Consider the following 17,017-nt stretch of genomic DNA (forward strand, 5'->3'; position numbering starts at 1 on the left):
TCAAGATCTATCCCGCTATTTGCGGGCAGTAAGACCCCCACCTCAAGATTGAGAAAGAATCGAAGAAGATAGGTGGGGGATAACTGCCCGTAAAAGCCCGATTGGTTCAACTAATAATCAGAGGGGGGATGAAGAAAATCCCCTCTGATTAAAGTTTCACTTTATCCGAAAAAGAAGGTAATTCGAAATTTCGAATTACCCTTTAGAGAAATTTGTTTGTACTTCATTGATTGGCCAATAGCGCAAATCAACTTTTCCAACAACTTGTTCTATTTTTACAAATCCGAAGTGACGACTATCCCAGCTTCCTAAACGATTATCTCCAATTACAAAGAGAAACCCTTGCGGAACAACCTTTTCATTTGTTAACTCTTCTAGGGTAAAGTCTCCTGTTAACTGTCTTCCATGAATTTGTTTTTTGTATGCATCTAAGTACGGCTCTTCAATAAATTGTCCGTTAATATATAGTTTATCATGTTTGTATGCAATTTTGTCCCCCGGAAGGCCAATAATCCGTTTTACATAATCTTCCTGTTTATTTGCATGAAAGACAACAACATCAAAACGACTCAATTCACCTAACTGATAGCCTACTTTATTCACAATCAGCATATTACCATCTTGGAGCGTAGGCATCATCGATTTTCCTTCTACCACATATGTTGCAAAGAAAAAAGTGCGAAAAAATACAGCTAATAAAACACCTATAAAAATTGTTCTCATCCACTCTATGCTTTCTTTTTTCCACTTTCGCTTCATCATGCCACATCCCTTTCTCTTTTCTATAACAGGGGTGCGCTCACTTACGAAGTTTAGTCTCTGCTCAGTTCAAGCTTGACTTCAATTTTCTTTCCGACATACCATAAAACAAAAATGACACCTATTACAATAGCTGTTTTTACTGGCTTATGCATAAAAGAGGCAAGATCATGACCAACGTAACTTAACACAAAAATCATCACAAGCTTACCAAGTGAAAGTGCTAAAACAAACTGCCGCTTACTAATACGCGACAAACCTGCTACAACGTTAATAAGCGCTGACGGCGTAAACGGAAAACAAAATAACAGGAAAATCGGTGCAAATCCTTTTCTCTCTATCCATGTCATCGCACTGCGAACTCGTGGATGTCTATTTACAAAAGCAAAAAAGCGACTTCTTCCAAAACGACGAATGATAAAAAACACAAGCAATGCCCCTATACATGAACCAAGCCATGAGTAGAAAAAGCCAAGCCATAGTCCAAAAGCAACTGCATTTGCCATCACAAATAAAAAGAGAGGCAAAGCTGGAATAAACGCTTCAATCATCGGAAGCCCAATGCCAATTAGCGGACCAAATGCTTGATAGCTCTTTAACAAATGTTCCATATTTTCTATTGTGAAATATTCTTTAATTGTTTGAAAATCCATTCTACTATGTACCCCTTTACCTTGCTCTAACAAATTGTAATTTTTTCCAAACAAAGAGGATATTACCCTTACTTTAAGAGCCCGATTTGTACAACTCCATGAAAAAGACGTTTCCTAACTGAAATTTTAGTTTACCTTTTCCTGTTATTACTTTACCATTACTCTGCAATAAGGGGAAATGATATATCTGACAACTAAATATATATTTATTTTCCATATTTCCTAGAAAAAATCCTTTTATAAATAACAAAAAAGGATGGCAAATGCCATCCTTTTTTCACACTATGATCTATAAGATTATAGTTTTACAACGTTTTTAGCTTGAGGTCCACGGTTACCTTCTTCTACTTCAAAGCTAACTTTTTCGCCTTCTTCTAAAGATTTGAAACCTTCAGTTGTAATAGCAGAGAAATGTACGAATACATCGTTTTCGCCTGGAACTTCGATGAAACCGAAACCTTTTTCATTGTTAAACCATTTTACTTGACCTGTTTTCATAATAACTTCCTCCTAAAAATAAATATATTTTTTAGTTTTCACAGCATAAAAAAAGAATCCACACATTATCAAATGCGAAACAGAACACATACATAATTTTCTCGCTAGTTTCACGGCACTTGATAATATATGGATTGCTTGATTTAAGTATTCAACTATAAATTAACTATACCATATAAAAAAAAGAATGTACAACATAATTTATGAAAACAAAAATAAAAAAATGGATAGAACCGACACTCTATATCGAGCATCGGTTCTTTTGTTTTAATAAACATACATATCATTTATTGTTTATGAACTAAAGAATCTTTATTTTTTAGTGTAACGAATGTACGATGCATCATTGTAAATCCACTGATTCTTACCTACTTTTAACCAGTTTCCTGATTCACCCCACACTTTGTACACTTCTCCTTTTTGCACTTTACGAATAATACGATTACTCGTTGACGGGCCGGAACGTAGATTAACATTATTTCTATTAATATGTATCACGCCGTGTTCCTTATTAGATTGCTGCACTTTTGCCCCGCTTGAAATAGCATTTCCATTATATGCTTTTAGTACATCCGCACGAAATTGCGCTTCCGATACGCCATGGCTGGCCAAATAAGCTAATGGATCTTCGTGATCAGTACCACCAAACTTATACGTAACATCTTTATGAGTCCACAACCCTTTAGATGGATGAATATTGCGGCTACGTAAAATCTCCGCTAGCAGCTTTACATAACGTTCATAAGACCGTTTAAACTTTACTGGATTTTTCGTCTCACTTAATTCAACTTGAACAAATCTCTCATTCGCAGTTGGTCCTGCCCCCCACGAACGATATTTTGTACTCGCAGTCTGAATCGTCTCATCCCAATCGACAACATAATGAACAAAAGCTGTCCCCCATGTACGAGACTGATAACGTTGAATGTTAGTTGCCGAAACCTCAGGAGTAGCAGTTGAATGCGCCACAACCCCTTCGTACTTACCTACACCATTGCGATATGGTTCCTTAGGTAAATCTGGAATAATAAGTGTACTATCAGCAAACGCACTATTAACCGAAGTTAATAACGTAATAGATGCTACAGTTACAGAGCATAGTAGTTTAATAGCTTTCATTTTTCATCACCTTCAAAAAACCTTATTTAATTTATGTAGAAAAAACAACTAAAAAGCCCCAGTCAAACTTTATTGGGAGGATTGAGAAATAGTAGAAACGTGCACTATTTGATAATAGATATAATTTGGGGACTCATCTATATAAATACAAATTAAAAAATGACATAAAAACACTCTTTCTTTTTAGATGGGCAAGGCATCTAGCCACGCATAAAATTTCCTACCACATGAAGATTTAAAACAAAGGTGAAAAGTGCGTGCAGGTCTGGCAGCGATTTATATGTCGAAAAATTAAAATGGATTTATATGTATTTAAATTATCTCACATAATTGCTGTTTAAAACAGATAAAAAGTTCTGCTGATAAAGGAAAAATGACATAAAAACCCCTTTCTTTTTAGGTTGGCGAGAGCGTCTGGCCACGCATAGAAGCGGTCAGGGCCTTTTTCTGCCACGTGCGAGGTTTAAAACAAAAGAAGAAAGTGAGTGTAGGTTATGTTTTGTTCTGCATAGCAACGACTTATATGTTGAAAAATTAAAACGGATTTAGATAGTGATTTTTTAAACTCTACATGAATGGATTACACTTCCTTCTTCTTATTCCGTGTCATCAATCTTCTTTTTTTATAGGACTAATTGCAATCAGTGCATTATGCATAAAGCCTGTGTATTCTTTCTTACCGTCTTTTCGTCCACCAAACTTCTTGTAACACATAAATGAAATAACACGAATTATTACCTGCCTTTGCGTGATTTTCTTTATTAACAAATCATTCCCTAAAATACATTTATTCATCTGTTATACTAAATAATGTATTTAAATCAAGGGAGGACAACATAGTGAGAATTTTTAGATTGAGTTGTTTTGGTCTAATTGGAATATTTATAATTATTATTACCGCAGCAATTATTAAGTTTTGGTAACCGTAATCTAGTCAAGCAAAAACTTGGTATTAGTGATGAAAAAGTATTTAGTAAAGATTATACAAAACCATATAAAAACAATGAAATGATGTATATACAAAGGAAGTATGAAAGATAATTTTATTCTACAAGCAGAATTGTACAAGAACTCTATTAAATAGAAATAACCATAAAAGCCCTTCTCACATGAAAGGGCTTTTGTTAATTGTAATATAATTATCTGCTAAATACTTAAATGTATTAATCTCATCTTCAGTCATATCTCTTATATAATTCTTCATTTGTTTTCGGCTCTACTAAAACTAATTTCCCCTCAAATAGAATCATTGAAAGTACTCTCTCTTTTTCATCATCCATATCATCAATCTTCTTTCTTCAAAAGATACATTTTCTCATATGCGGGTTTTAGCTCTAAAACCTCATTTTGATTCACTAGTAAAAATTTTGTCGCCGCTTGTTTTCTTTTTCTATCTTCAAATTCTGCCCGAAGCTGTGCAGTTCGATTCCTCTGATTTTCAAAGCTGTTTTTAGATACTTCTAATTTAATTGTCTGGTCATTTATGAATTCAATCAGAATATTTCCATGAGGAAGTTTTGTTACAGTTTCAATATGAAAATGCGATAACCAAGCACACTCTTTGCGAGAATAAGAAAACGTAGGAAAAAAATAAATATAATCTGTAGGACTAATTGCAATCGGTGCTTTATGCGTAAAGCCTGTGTATTCTTTCGTACCATCTTTTCGTCCGCCAAAGCTAGCACCATATTGACGACAACTTTGTTCCACAATCTCAAGTGGCTTTTGGTACACAAAAAATTCATCATTTTCTTCGATCACACGTGTTACAATTCGTTTGTCATTTAAAACAATTGGAAGCAATGCGATCGTGTTTGAATTCACAATGTACTGCGGCGTGTACTTTTCGACTTTACTAGTCATTTTTTCCCTCTCCTTTGTCATTTTTGGATAATTTCATGCAATTATCTACATGGATAATTGTACCATTTTATACAAAAAATAAACGTCATTTTCAATTTTTTTACAATTTCTTAGTAATAAATTAAAATTTTCTTTTATACGTCTGTATGAATAACAGAATTAAACTACATACTCTTCCTATAAAAAATAAAATTATTTTATATATAATTTCATATTTTTTATTTTGAAATATTTGTAATAAAAGAGAGAGCCAGCTCGAAAGCTGACTCTCTCTCTTTTATTATCGCGTAAACTGCTCTGCTTCTGTAGATCCTTTCAATGCTGTCGTTGATGAAGTTCCCCCTGTAATGACTTGTGCTACTTCATCAAAATATCCTGTACCAACTTCGCGTTGATGACGCGTTGCCGAGTAACCGTACTGCTCTGCTGCAAATTCCGCTTGCTGCAGCTCTGAGTATGCAGCCATACCGCGTTCTTTATAACCGCGTGCTAGCTCAAACATGCCGTAGTTTAAAGAATGGAAGCCAGCAAGTGTTACGAATTGGAATTTATATCCGTAAGATGCGATTTCTTTTTGGAAGTTTGCAATTGTTTTATCGTCTAATTTTTTCTTCCAGTTAAAGGACGGCGAACAGTTGTAAGCCAATAGTTTTCCAGGGAATTTTTCATGAATTGCTTCTGCAAAGCGTTTCGCATCTTCTAAATTCGGTTCAGATGTTTCGCACCATACAAGGTCTGCATACGGTGCATATGCTAAGCCGCGCGCAATTGCTTGATCAAGCCCAGCTTTCGTCCGGAAGAAACCTTCTGGTGTTCTTTCTCCTGTAATAAATGGTTGATCAACAGGATCAATATCACTTGTAATTAAATCAGCTGCGTCAGCATCTGTTCTGGCAATAATGAGCGTTGGTACTCCCATTACATCTGCCGCAAGACGTGCCGATACTAAATTCCGCACTGCCGTTTGTGTTGGCAATAATACCTTTCCACCTAAATGACCGCATTTCTTTTCAGAAGAAAGTTGATCTTCAAAGTGAACGCCAGACGCTCCTGCCTCGATCATTCCTTTCATTAGTTCAAATACATTTAGTTGTCCGCCAAATCCTGCCTCTGCATCAGCAACAATTGGTACGAAGTAATCAATATCACCGTTTCCTTCCATATGCTGAATTTGATCGGCACGCTGCAACGTTTGATTAATACGTTTTACAACTGCCGGCACACTATTTGCCGGATACAAACTTTGGTCTGGATACATGTGACCTGATAAATTTGCATCGGCCGCTACTTGCCAGCCGCTTAAATAAATTGCCTTTAACCCCGCTTTTACTTGCTGCATTGCTTGATTCCCAGTTAATGCACCTAACGCATGAATGTAATCTTCACTATGAAGAGAATTCCAAAGCTTTTCTGCACCGCGGCGTGCTAGCGTATATTCAATATCAATCGATCCGCGAAGACGAATGACCTCTTCTGCAGAATATGGACGTGTAACTCCTTTCCAGCGTTTATCAAGCTCCCAGTTTTCTTGTAATTGTCCGACTCTTTCATTTTTCATTTCTTCTATCCCCTTTTCCTCATTTATAAAATCTCATACCCAGGTAACGTTAAAAACGATACAAATTCATCATTTCGAACAAGATTTGTAAATAGTTTCGTAGCTTCGACAAATCGGCCTTTTTCAAAGCGATCACTACCAATCTCTTGCTCTATTTTTGCTAACTCTTCTGCTTTAAACTGTTCTACTAATGCAAACGTAATCTTTCGTCCATCTTCGAGCTTCCCTTTCTCGTGACGAATCCATTGCCACACTTGTGCACGTGAAATTTCTGCTGTTGCCGCATCTTCCATTAAATTATAAATAGGCGCTGCTCCTCTGCCGCTTAACCACGATGCAATATATTGAATGCCAACACTAATATTTGTACGAAGACCAGCTTCTGTAATCGTTCCTACTGGAACTTCTAATAAATTTTGTTCAGTGATACAAATTTCTTCTCGTTTTCGATATATTTGGTTTGGCGTTGTCATGATGCGATCAAATACTTCCATCGCTACAGGCACAAGTCCCGGGTGGGCAACCCAAGTTCCATCATGTCCATCACAAGCCTCTCGCTCTTTATCAGCGCGCACTTTCTCAAATGCTGCTTCATTCGCTTTCGGGTCGTTCTTAATTGGAATTTGCGCTGCCATTCCTCCAATTGCTGGTGCACCCCGGCGATGGCATGTTTGAATGACGCGCAAACAATACGCGCGCATAAACGGAACACCCATTGTCACCTGGGCCCGGTCAGGAAGTAAAAACTGTTCATGATTGCGGAACGTTTTTAAGAAACTAAAAATATAATCCCAACGTCCACAATTTAACCCTGCTGAATGATCCCGCAACTCATATAAAATTTCATCCATCTCAAATGAAGCGTGAATCGTCTCCAGCAGTGCCGTTGCTTTAATTGTTCCATGTGGAATGCCAATATATTTTTGTGCAAATACGAACACATCATTCCATAATCTTGCTTCTAAGTAACTTTCCATTTTCGGTAAGTAAAAGTATGGACCACTCCCCTTTTGCATTAACGCTTTTGCATTATGAAAAAAGAACAATCCAAAGTCTAATAAACTGCCCGATACTTCTTCACCATCTACTAATACATGCTTTTCCTGTAAATGCCAGCCACGAGGCCGCACCATTAATACAGCTATTTTTTCATTAAGACGATATTCCTTACCATTTTCATTGGTATACGAAATCGTTCCCTTAACTGCATCTCGTAAATTTATTTGTCCTTCCATTGCATTTTGCCATGTCGGTGCATTGGAATCTTCAAAGTCTGCCATAAAGACACGCGCTCCTGAATTGAGAGCATTAATAACCATCTTACGATCAACCGGTCCTGTAATTTCTACGCGCCGGTCTTGTAAGTCATTCGGAAGCGGTGCAATCGTCCAATCATCAGCCCGAACATTTGCAGTTTCCTCTAAAAAATGTAACAACTCTCCTGCATCAATTTTCTTTTGCTTCTCTACTCGTTTCTGTAGTAATTCTTTTCGGCGTCCGTTAAAATTCTCATGCAACTCTTTTATAAATGTGAGTGCTTCTGGTGTCAAAATCTCCAAATACGCCGGTAATACTTCTCCAACGAGTGTAACCCGCGAAGTTTGCGTCGACATATTAGCCTCTCCTTTTTACAAACTGTTATAAAACAGTTTTGATTTTCATGTTTATATTATATAACATAAAAATCAAAAAGGAAGGATTTTTTAGAATTTTTTAACAATATCTCAAAATTGGTTTATATGTACTTTTCATATTCCTTGCAAATAACGTACGTGGTGTCGCATTATGCAAAATGAAAGAGAAAAATTTTCTTCAACAAAAAAAGGCATAGAGTGTACAACACCCTATGCCTTTTTACTTATCATGTTTTCCCTTTTCTTTTTCATCATGTTTTGAAGAATTGCCCTGTTTTTCTTCTTTTTTCTGCTCTTTTTCATAATCTTTCTGTTCTTTTTTCTGTTCTTGATATTCTTTTTTCTGTTCTTTTCTTTGCTCTTTGTTCTCGTTTTTCTGTTCCTTATCTTCTTTTTTCTGTTCTTTATCGTTATTTTCTTCTCTATGGCCGTTATTTCTTTCTGGTTGCGGCTGCTGTACGCGAGCTGGTTGCTGTTGTTCTTTTTCTTGTCGCTCTTTCGGCTCACTTCTTTCTTGTTGCACAGAAGAAGAGGAATTCGATGGCGAATCTGAATTAGGTGATGAATCCGGCTGCGAATGTACTTCAGGATGTTGTTCCTCTTGTACTTGTGACGGTGCAGGTGAAGCAGGTGATTTCTTCTTCTCATTTTCCTGTTTCAGATAAATCCCTGTGCTGACTCCTGCTTTTTGGGCATTCTCCCTTATCTGCATAGTACTTTCCTGATATATGACTGTAACATGTTGTGTATCATACTCTCTTTTTAACTCTTGCATAGCCTTCTGCAGTTGCGGCTCTAGCGATTTTTCTTTTGCAACGGATGTTAACATGACTTGCTTTTCACTCGTTAAGTATCCATCCTCTTTGCTTTGCTTTACAATCGCACGCACTACGTCTTGCAAAGGCTCATTTTTCCAGCGTTTTATTTCTTTTAAAATACGCCTGCCATCCTCATTGCAAGCTCGTAATTCCGTAACACGAAGATCCTTTGTCACACTTACTTCTAAGCTCGGATTAATATCGATAGAAACATAGGCAAGCGCTTTTTCTTCCGGCTGATTGAATACAAACAAAAAAACACATAGAAAACAAGCAAAAATTAGCAATGCCGGTTTTAATATAGAAGGAACTGAAAATGTCACTTGCCTCTTTTCTTGTTCATGAAATACAATTTCCTGTCCGATTATATAAGAGTTCGACTTTTTCTTACAATTAATAAATTCTCCGTCTGGTGTCAAAACAACTATGCTGCGTTTTCTTATATCCATCACAATTCCTTTATTCATTCCCCTGCCCCCCTCTTATATATTCTTGAATGTATATGTAGTTGTTTACAAAAATAATGCACATTGCAATGATGTATTTTCTATGTCTCTCTAGCGTTTTACGACTAGTTCTAACATGCGGTTCAATTTGTTTGAGAGGTAACTTTTTCTTTCGGAACAGCTCTTCTATCATTTTCTCTTCTTTTATAATAATCTTTACAATTCCTATTAAATGTTCCCGCGTATCACGATGCTTCGGAGACTCCTTCGCAAGCTCGGCAAACGATATTTTAAATTCAGATAGCACGCTTTGAAAATGAAGAATTTCTTCCTTCCGATTGCTATTTTCCATCTCTTTCATATATTCTGTAAGTGCCGCTTGTACTTCCATTGTTTCCTCTTGCTGGTCTTCTTTTAAAAAGATAAGGTTATGCCTAGACTCCTTACGTATATAGTCAATTACATCTCTTTTTATAAGAAGCTCAGCAAATAAAAGAAAAGATTTCCCTTTTTTATATGAATATTGTTCAATAGCTTGATGAAATGCAAACAGTCCAATGCTATATTCATCGTCCTGCTCTGTAATATAACGACGACAGACAGCTGAAATCGATTTTCGAATAAAAGGCCGATACTGAGCGATAAAAGCTTCCTTATCTTCTTCATTTTTTTGTACATTTAATACTACATCTTCTATTGTCGATTTTTTTACGACTTTCATCAATAAACTTAACACAGGTAATCCTTCTCCTCCCCTCTGCTATAAATAGCAAAACGGTCACTAAAGAAGTGACCATTTCACTACAGTATTTCCCTACTTTTCTTAGTTCTTTTCTTTATGTTTGTCTTCATGTTTGTCTTCATGTTTGTTTTCATGCTTTTCTTCATGTTTCTCTATATGTTTTTCTTCATGTTTTTCATGACCAACTTTTTTACCGTTATCTTCATGATTTTCCTTTTGCTTGGATTGCTCATGATTCCCATGAGAAACAGCAGCTTTATGTACTGGTTGTGCTGGTTGTGCTGGTTGTGCCGGTTGTGCTGGTTGTGCCGGTTGTGCTGGCTGTGCTGGTTGTGCTGGCTGTTCCGGTTGTGCCGGCTGTTCCGGTTGTGCTGGCTGTTCCGGTTGTGCTGGCTGTTCCGGTTGTGCTGGTTGTGCCGGTTGTGCTGGTTGTGCTGGTTGTGCTGGTTGTGCTGGCTTGTTTTCCTTTGCAACAGCACGCTCTTGCTTTTCTTGCGCTTTCTCTATTTTAGCAGCAATTTTTGCAAAACTCTTCTCTATATTTTTGGTAATCGCAGCTTTTGCTTTCGGATTTTTCACTTTATCAAGCGCTTTTGCTAATGCTTCGATATTGTTTCCGATGTGAACTTTTACTTTTTCTGCTTCTGTTTTTTCTTTATGAGCCGGCTTTTTCGTTTCTTCTTTTTTTGTTTCAGCAGTCTTTTCTGCTTCTTCTTTCTTTACTTCAGCAGTTTTTTCCGCTTCTTCTTTCTTTACTTCAGCAGCCTTTTCTGCTTCTTCTTTCTTTACTTCAGCAGTCTTTTCTGCTTCTTCTTTCTTTACTTCAGCAGCCTTTTCTGCTTCCTCTTTCTTTACTTCAGCAGCCTTTTCTGCTTCCTCTTTCTTTACTTCAGCAGCCTTTTCTGCTTCTTCTTTTACTTCAGCAGTCTTTTCTGCTTCTGTTTTCGTTTCTCCTGAAAGCTCATCCGCTTTTTCTAAGTTTTCAGCTGCTTTTTCTAATGTATCTTTTGTGAAATCATCTTTTCCCTTTTTCATTAACACATCCGCTTCAGCAATGCGTTCTGCAGCTTGTTCAGATAGTAACTTTGCCTTAGCTAAATCATTGTTCGCAAGTGCCATTTTAATATCTTCCACCATCGTTTTTACGAAATAAAAGAAATCCCCTTGCACTAAAGTCGGCTTTTCTGTCTCTGTTGTTTTTGCTGCGTCTGTGTTGCTGCTAGCATACGCCGCCGTTCCCATTAAAAATGGACTACATGCCATCATTGTTACCATAGTTCCTTTTAGCAATATCTTTTTCATGTCATTTTTCCTCCATTTGTTTTCTTCACTATACATATTCGGAGGGAAAATAAGTTTTAGGGGGGTTAGAAAAATTTTTTCATAAAAAATAAAAAGATGACTTCCCGTCACCTTTTTCAATAAGTATGAAAATTACTCTTCTATTTTTCTATCATCCGTAAACTTCTAACTATGTAAAATATCATCGTACTAAATAATATAACGAGAAATATGACAACAGAAATTGTAGAATATTCAACTTCTCTTTGCATTGCAATTTGTACGTTTTCCCACGTACTATATACACCAAATGTAATAATCTCAAATTGTAACCATCCTAATAATGTACGAGAATGAATATATAATTGTTGTTTTTGTTCTTCTGTAACATGCGAAGGATAGTTAAACAAATGAGGAAAGCGACTTAACACATGAAATAATATATAGAATCCTAAACCAACAATCGGATGAATAAAAATATTTCCTTTCCCGCCAAACCCATCTGCTTCTCCATCGAAACCGAAATGAGTTGGAATCACATGTGGTAAAGACGACCACATGAAGCCAATGTATATAAGCATCAAAACGATTCCAATAAGCGACAAACCATCTAGCCACTTTTCAAGAATTGTTCTTGGCGCAATCTTTTTCATCTCTACTCCTCCTTGCTTTCACACTATTATTTTACTATATTTTCCATAAAAACAAAAAGAACAATTTTTTATCATATCTGGTGAGAAGACCACCACCTCAAGCGCGAAACGGTAGGTGGGGGTAGTTCAATAAGGTTACTTATTTTTATAAACAATCTTTTTTTTAAAATAAACAGCATACAATAAAGTGAAACTTCCATCAGTGGGGGTTTTCTTCATCTCCCACTAATGGTTAGTTGAACCAATCGGGCTTTTACGGGCAGTTATCCCCCACCTATCTTCTTTAGAAAAGCGGAAGTGGCTCGTCCGGAATGCGAGGGGGATGGAGCTTCTGACGTAGAGGTGTTTTTTACCTCGTAGGAAGAAGCGAAGCCACCGAACATTCTAGCCACTGGAGCTGGCCAACGATTCTCTCTCAACCTTGAGATGGGGGCGCGAATAGCGGGATAAAAATAAAAAAGAGGTGAAGAGCATGCCTGCAACTGTTGACAGCATTGTCATTTCACGATGTAATGGGACTGTAAATTTAGGAGACAAATACAATGTAAATCCTCAATTCCGTAATAAAGAATATCATGGTTCTGGATCATCAAATGCAGCAAAATCACTGAAAGTCTTTAATGGGGTTAGTACCTCAAATGTATTTGATAATGATCAAACTGATCAAGATATAACATTTACATTGTAAACTAGTGATTTAAGCTATATATACTAATTAAAAACCCCTTTCTTTTTAGGGAGGACGAGAGCATCTGGCCATGCATAGAAGCGGTCAGGGCCTTTTTTGCCACATGCTAGGTTTAAAACAAAAGGAGTAAGCAAGTAGCGGTCATGTTGTATTCTCCATAGCAGCGACTTACAAAGAAAAGCGGAAGCGGCTCGCTCAGAACAAGAGGGGGATGGAGCTTCTGACATAGAGGCGCTTTTTGCCTCGGCGGAAGACGCGAAGCCACCGACTGTTTAGGCCCGTTAGCTAAGGTTCTTTTACACAGAAGGTGTTTTTTTACCTTCTTGTGTGGAAGGTTCTTAGACATGAGGGCCTAGGAGGCAGAGCTAGACAAAGATGCCGAAAAATTAAAATGGATATATAGCAAAAAGAACAAGTAGCTTCCTAGTCTTTATGCTAGAAAATTACTTGTTCTTTTCCATTTTTATTTTTGATACACAATTACCATTCTTAACGACTATTTCTTCTTGTATTCTTCAAACGTATTAATTCTTTCAAAAATTGGCGGATGTGTGTACATGAAAAATTTCACCAAAGCCGGCGGATTCACTTGACTCAAGCTCGTCTTCGATAAATATTGAAATGTTTTAATTCCCGACTGACCATCTTTCGTCATATCTAATGCGTATTGATCGGCCGCTCTTTCTTCAATGCGCGATACGTAATTTGTAGCAGGGCTTACTGCAAAAGAAAGCATCGAAGATACAAGGAAAAATAATGGTAAAACTGAGAAACTAGCTACCTTAGAAATATGCAGTGTATCGCCCCACTTACGAATACACGCGCGAATAATACGGTTAATAAGATACATGCCAACAAAGGTTAAAACGATATAACTCCCAACGCCCCAATATATATGTTTCATAACGTAATGACCCATTTCATGCGCCATAATAAATAATATCTCTTTATCTTTTAACTGCTCTAGCGTAGTATTCCATAAAACGATGCGAGAATTTGAGCCAATCCCCGTTACGTATGCATTTAACGAATTTGTTTTCTTTGACATATCCACTTCATACACATGCTCTGCTGGGATATTTGCTTGATCTGCTAATGTTAAAATCTTTTTCTCAAGCTCCTTATTATGCAGCGTCGAAAAATCATTATAGAGCGGATCAATGACTACTGGCTGAATGAATGTTAAAAAGATCGTGAATGGAACAGAAAGCGCCCAGCCATACAGCCACCAGCGTTTCGGATACTTTTTAATGAGCCATAACAGCACTGTCACGACAAGAAACATAAGCAAAAAATTTACCCAAAAATCCAGTATATGCTCCTTTATCCAATTTGCCGTTGATTGTGTAGAAATGCCGTAATCAACAGATACTTGATGACTAATCCATTGCAGCGGCAACGCGAGTATTGTTGTCACAAGCGATAAATAAAACAAATAAATCGCAATTTGTAGTACTCGGAATCTCGTTGTATCTTTCGCCCACTTTTCAAACCGCTTTGATACACCGAAAATAAGTACAAATAATAAAGCAATCCATTGCAGCGGCGTTGCTAAAAAAAACAATAAATTCTTTACCCGCGAGTAATCTTGACTAAGTGTCAGCTCCCTTGCATTCATAAATGTTGCTGGATCTGCATTCGTTCCTTTATACGCTTCCGGTATGATCTCATGATTCCAGCTAAATAAGTACCAATATATAAATAATGCAAATAGAGCGTACAAAAAAAGTGTCCATCTCATCACTTTTCGCATGATTTCTCCTCCTCATCGCTGCCTGTCTATTAATATTGTAGTTCGTTCCTCAAAAAATAGAACAAGCTAATACATGAATTGTCATGTAATATTCACTCATTCCTCCCTTATTTTTCAGATTTTTCTTATAAAATAAAAATTGGGAGGGATTGGAATGAAGAAATTGTACATTACTTTTACGCTCGGACTTATTGTTGCAACCTTGATTGGAATTTTTTATTTTACCAGTTACCGAAAAGCATCAGCGGAAATACCAAAGGGGATTATTATGGAAGATGTAAACGGAACATCTGTATCATTTGATCAATTACCGAAAAAATTAAAATTAGTGGAATTTATGTATACAAAATGTCCAGACATTTGCCCGGTTACAACATACAAAATGAAACATTTACGAGATGAACTTGTAAAACAAAAAGTGTTCGGAACAAAAATCGAATTTATTACGATTACGATTGATCCGAAATACGATACGAAAGAAATTCTAGAACATTACTCCAAAACATTTGATATGAAAGAAACAACAGGTTGGCATCTGCTGCGCGGCGATGAGGAAGAAACGAAACAACTAGCTGAATCTTTCAACTTCCGCTACCGTGATCCTGGAAGCGGTCTTTACATTCATACTTCTAACTCTTACTTACTAGATGAAAATAATCGTTTAATTGAAGTATTCGGTATGGGAGAGCGCGGGTTTGATAGTAAAGAAGTGTTAGAGAAAATTAAGAAGGCGATGTAAAACCCTTTTCTTTTTAGATGGTCGAGAGCGTCTGGCCATGCGTAGAAGCGGTCAGGGCCTTTTCCTGCCACATGCAAGGTTTAAGGGCAAGTGAAGGTCATGTTTTATTCTACATAACAGCAATTTATATGTTAAAAAACAAAATAGTTTCATACAAATAATACGATATCAGCGATTTTTTTAATATATCGGCGATTCGACAGACAATAAAGACCCTCCGATGATGTTCGACATGCGTATACTGTAAAATACTGAGCCCAAATGTAGCCTTGGAATAAAGTTTGATTAAATTAACTTAATAAACCTTGATAAAAGAGGCAAATAGAAAAAGCGTGTTTTGAAAAAAAGATTGATCAAAACACGCTTTTTCTATTTTCAATCGAATCATCCTTTTATAAAAAAGTTTGATAATTTTTGTTATCCTTGCTCAATTAAAGCGTCCCTATAATAGAATAACTAAAATATGATCTCAATTATAAAATCAATTATTTCTTCTTTCGCTAAAGCATGCGTTAGCTTAATAATATTCACAAAATAATAAATAAAATTTAATCTATTATACCTCTTAGCATTTGCTCTTTTACATTCTCACCATCAACCCAATCTTGAAAGTTAAAATCCAAGACATGCTCACTTTGTGCAATGGTAGTTATGATTCTAGAATTTTGATAAGAGTATGATAACGTATGAAGGGTTCCAAATAAGTTTTCATAATCAGTAAAAAATAATGGTGAATTTTTATCTTTAAATTCATCAAACATTTCTTGATGTGTGAGATTTTTATTAGAAATTTCTTGAAGATAACTATTGCGTTTAGCCGAACCGTCAATAGATACTCTGTTTTTATTTTTTAGCATCTCGTCCTGAAAATGATTAACACAAGATAATGATGATTGTCCAAGCCTCACAATTACTTTCTCTGGACTAGCTTCAACTACTGCCATATTGCCATTTTTGTCACCAAGTGAAAAGTTGTAACACGCTGCATGAGGGATTTCTTTCAACATTTGAATTGCATCATCAACTGAAGAACACATATCCAAAACCATCCTAATCGCAGTCCATGGAGATATACCTTTTGAGTAACTATTATTACTTACAAAGTGCAATCCTGCTACTAACCCTCTTTGGTTAATTCCATCATGTCTTCCTAAAACTTGAAGATTATATCCTGCTGTTGCAAAGGCTTCTTCAGGTTGAACTAAACTAAAAATCCCATCATAAAGGGCGGGAGAAAAATCATAATTCCTAACATAATATTCTTTTGTAATAATTGCAGAACATCCCATAGCTTCTGTCCTTGGTACATCATAGCCACTAAACAAAGAAGCAGACTTTTTGGTAGAAATCTCTAATCCATTAGCTAGTCCATCTAACTCTTCAAGTAAATGAGGTGCTAAGGCCGAATAAATCGATTTCAAATTTTTATAGTCTATCTCTGGTCTTGTTATTGAATCCAAGACTTTTAACAGTGGGTTATTATGTAAATACTTACCGAACTTTAATCCAATATTAAATGAAGTATCTCTGATTTGAAATAGGTTTACTAAAAATTCCGACATAAAAAAATACTCCCCTTATTGTATTTCATTATCCTGCCCGATTGTTGAACAAAAAAACACTCTACAAAATGGATCTTTTTATCAAACTTTTTTACAAATTATTAATCTTTATTATGAATGATCGAACTTTATTTTAAATCAACATTCACAGGTAAATTTGTACAATTTCCCCCATAGTTCTGGAATCGGATTAACAATCTTGCCACTCCATTTTCCTGCCGCACTAAAACCTACTAACGCAAACGAGTTTT

14 protein-coding genes and 1 pseudogene are annotated in these 17,017 nt (G+C 36.4%); 2 read left to right on the plus strand and 13 right to left on the minus strand.

Annotated features, from left to right (window positions below):
- Nucleotides 1–195: 195 nt before the first annotated feature.
- The 11 genes and pseudogenes from lepB to ACIGHG_RS02375 all read right to left on the minus strand — a co-directional run bounded on the left by lepB (nucleotide 196) and on the right by ACIGHG_RS02375 (nucleotide 12,024).
- Nucleotides 196–759, minus strand: coding sequence for a signal peptidase I (gene lepB, locus ACIGHG_RS02325; protein ID WP_090915888.1), 564 nt, complete (start codon nucleotides 757–759; stop codon nucleotides 196–198).
- A gap of 53 nt (nucleotides 760–812) precedes the next feature.
- Nucleotides 813–1,412, minus strand: coding sequence for a TVP38/TMEM64 family protein (locus tag ACIGHG_RS02330; RefSeq protein WP_336472210.1), 600 nt, complete (start codon nucleotides 1,410–1,412; stop codon nucleotides 813–815).
- A 297-nt stretch (nucleotides 1,413–1,709) separates the two neighbouring features.
- Nucleotides 1,710–1,910, minus strand: coding sequence for a cold-shock protein (locus tag ACIGHG_RS02335; protein ID WP_035437341.1), 201 nt, complete (start codon nucleotides 1,908–1,910; stop codon nucleotides 1,710–1,712).
- A 315-nt stretch (nucleotides 1,911–2,225) separates the two neighbouring features.
- A pseudogene (locus ACIGHG_RS02340) lies at nucleotides 2,226–3,029 on the minus strand (N-acetylmuramoyl-L-alanine amidase); the annotation flags it as partial.
- Nucleotides 3,030–4,313: 1,284 nt separating this feature from the next.
- Entirely contained in the window at nucleotides 4,314–4,892 is a 579-nt protein-coding gene (locus tag ACIGHG_RS02345; protein WP_090915718.1) for a competence protein ComK, read from the minus strand.
- 280 nt (nucleotides 4,893–5,172) lie between these two features.
- A complete protein-coding gene (gene aceA / locus ACIGHG_RS02350; protein WP_396546971.1) occupies nucleotides 5,173–6,450 on the minus strand; it encodes an isocitrate lyase in 1,278 nt (425 codons plus the stop codon).
- A gap of 23 nt (nucleotides 6,451–6,473) precedes the next feature.
- Nucleotides 6,474–8,063: a malate synthase A gene (aceB, locus tag ACIGHG_RS02355; RefSeq protein WP_396546973.1), complete on the minus strand. Its 1,590-nt coding sequence runs from the start codon at nucleotides 8,061–8,063 to the stop codon at nucleotides 6,474–6,476.
- Nucleotides 8,064–8,304: 241 nt separating this feature from the next.
- Nucleotides 8,305–9,369 (minus strand): anti-sigma factor domain-containing protein, encoded by a 1,065-nt coding sequence (locus ACIGHG_RS02360; protein WP_336472213.1) that lies wholly within the window; start codon nucleotides 9,367–9,369, stop codon nucleotides 8,305–8,307.
- On the minus strand, nucleotides 9,362–10,069 hold the full coding sequence (gene sigI / locus ACIGHG_RS02365) for an RNA polymerase sigma-I factor (RefSeq protein WP_396546975.1): 708 nt from the start codon (nucleotides 10,067–10,069) through the stop codon (nucleotides 9,362–9,364). Before sigI ends, ACIGHG_RS02360 begins: the two co-directional genes overlap by 8 nt.
- A gap of 102 nt (nucleotides 10,070–10,171) precedes the next feature.
- Complete coding sequence (locus ACIGHG_RS02370) at nucleotides 10,172–11,392, minus strand: DUF5667 domain-containing protein (protein WP_396546977.1); 1,221 nt, start codon at nucleotides 11,390–11,392, stop codon at nucleotides 10,172–10,174.
- 140 nt (nucleotides 11,393–11,532) lie between these two features.
- Complete coding sequence (locus ACIGHG_RS02375; RefSeq protein WP_336472216.1) at nucleotides 11,533–12,024, minus strand: DUF1648 domain-containing protein; 492 nt, start codon at nucleotides 12,022–12,024, stop codon at nucleotides 11,533–11,535.
- A 472-nt stretch (nucleotides 12,025–12,496) separates the two neighbouring features.
- Here ACIGHG_RS02375 and ACIGHG_RS02380 point away from each other — a divergent pair, with 472 nt between their 5' ends.
- On the plus strand, nucleotides 12,497–12,712 hold the full coding sequence (locus tag ACIGHG_RS02380) for a spore germination protein (protein ID WP_336472217.1): 216 nt from the start codon (nucleotides 12,497–12,499) through the stop codon (nucleotides 12,710–12,712).
- Nucleotides 12,713–13,208: 496 nt separating this feature from the next.
- On the opposite strand, the gene ACIGHG_RS02385 is transcribed toward ACIGHG_RS02380, so the two are convergent.
- The gene (locus ACIGHG_RS02385) at nucleotides 13,209–14,465 is read right to left on the minus strand and encodes a M48 family metallopeptidase (RefSeq protein WP_396546979.1); all 1,257 of its coding nucleotides are present in this window, start codon (nucleotides 14,463–14,465) and stop codon (nucleotides 13,209–13,211) included.
- 154 nt (nucleotides 14,466–14,619) lie between these two features.
- Here ACIGHG_RS02385 and ACIGHG_RS02390 point away from each other — a divergent pair, with 154 nt between their 5' ends.
- Nucleotides 14,620–15,204, plus strand: coding sequence for an SCO family protein (locus ACIGHG_RS02390; protein ID WP_090915699.1), 585 nt, complete (start codon nucleotides 14,620–14,622; stop codon nucleotides 15,202–15,204).
- 548 nt (nucleotides 15,205–15,752) lie between these two features.
- Here ACIGHG_RS02390 and ACIGHG_RS02395 read toward each other — a convergent pair.
- A complete protein-coding gene (locus ACIGHG_RS02395; RefSeq protein WP_396546981.1) occupies nucleotides 15,753–16,766 on the minus strand; it encodes a C45 family autoproteolytic acyltransferase/hydrolase in 1,014 nt (337 codons plus the stop codon).
- Between the last annotated feature and the right edge of the window lie 251 nt (nucleotides 16,767–17,017).

Origin of the sequence: Bacillus sp. NPDC077411 (assembly GCF_044543425.1) — a bacterium.
Lineage (GTDB): Bacteria > Bacillota > Bacilli > Bacillales > Bacillaceae_G > Bacillus_A > Bacillus_A bruguierae.

What these genes read in the sequence shown, in the direction of transcription:
- ACIGHG_RS02380 (WP_336472217.1), top strand. Translation starts at nt 12,497, where the DNA reads ATGCCTGCAACTGTTGACAGCATTGTCATTTCACGATGTAATGGGACT.
- ACIGHG_RS02375 (WP_336472216.1), bottom strand. Translation starts at nt 12,024, where the DNA reads ATGAAAAAGATTGCGCCAAGAACAATTCTTGAAAAGTGGCTAGATGGT.
- sigI (WP_396546975.1), bottom strand. Translation starts at nt 10,069, where the DNA reads ATGAAAGTCGTAAAAAAATCGACAATAGAAGATGTAGTATTAAATGTA.
- ACIGHG_RS02370 (WP_396546977.1), bottom strand. Translation starts at nt 11,392, where the DNA reads ATGAAAAAGATATTGCTAAAAGGAACTATGGTAACAATGATGGCATGT.
- ACIGHG_RS02360 (WP_336472213.1), bottom strand. Translation starts at nt 9,369, where the DNA reads ATGAATAAAGGAATTGTGATGGATATAAGAAAACGCAGCATAGTTGTT.
- ACIGHG_RS02335 (WP_035437341.1), bottom strand. Translation starts at nt 1,910, where the DNA reads ATGAAAACAGGTCAAGTAAAATGGTTTAACAATGAAAAAGGTTTCGGT.
- lepB (WP_090915888.1), bottom strand. Translation starts at nt 759, where the DNA reads ATGAAGCGAAAGTGGAAAAAAGAAAGCATAGAGTGGATGAGAACAATT.
- ACIGHG_RS02390 (WP_090915699.1), top strand. Translation starts at nt 14,620, where the DNA reads ATGAAGAAATTGTACATTACTTTTACGCTCGGACTTATTGTTGCAACC.
- aceB (WP_396546973.1), bottom strand. Translation starts at nt 8,063, where the DNA reads ATGTCGACGCAAACTTCGCGGGTTACACTCGTTGGAGAAGTATTACCG.
- ACIGHG_RS02395 (WP_396546981.1), bottom strand. Translation starts at nt 16,766, where the DNA reads ATGTCGGAATTTTTAGTAAACCTATTTCAAATCAGAGATACTTCATTT.
- aceA (WP_396546971.1), bottom strand. Translation starts at nt 6,450, where the DNA reads ATGAAAAATGAAAGAGTCGGACAATTACAAGAAAACTGGGAGCTTGAT.
- ACIGHG_RS02385 (WP_396546979.1), bottom strand. Translation starts at nt 14,465, where the DNA reads ATGCGAAAAGTGATGAGATGGACACTTTTTTTGTACGCTCTATTTGCA.
- ACIGHG_RS02330 (WP_336472210.1), bottom strand. Translation starts at nt 1,412, where the DNA reads ATGGATTTTCAAACAATTAAAGAATATTTCACAATAGAAAATATGGAA.
- ACIGHG_RS02345 (WP_090915718.1), bottom strand. Translation starts at nt 4,892, where the DNA reads ATGACTAGTAAAGTCGAAAAGTACACGCCGCAGTACATTGTGAATTCA.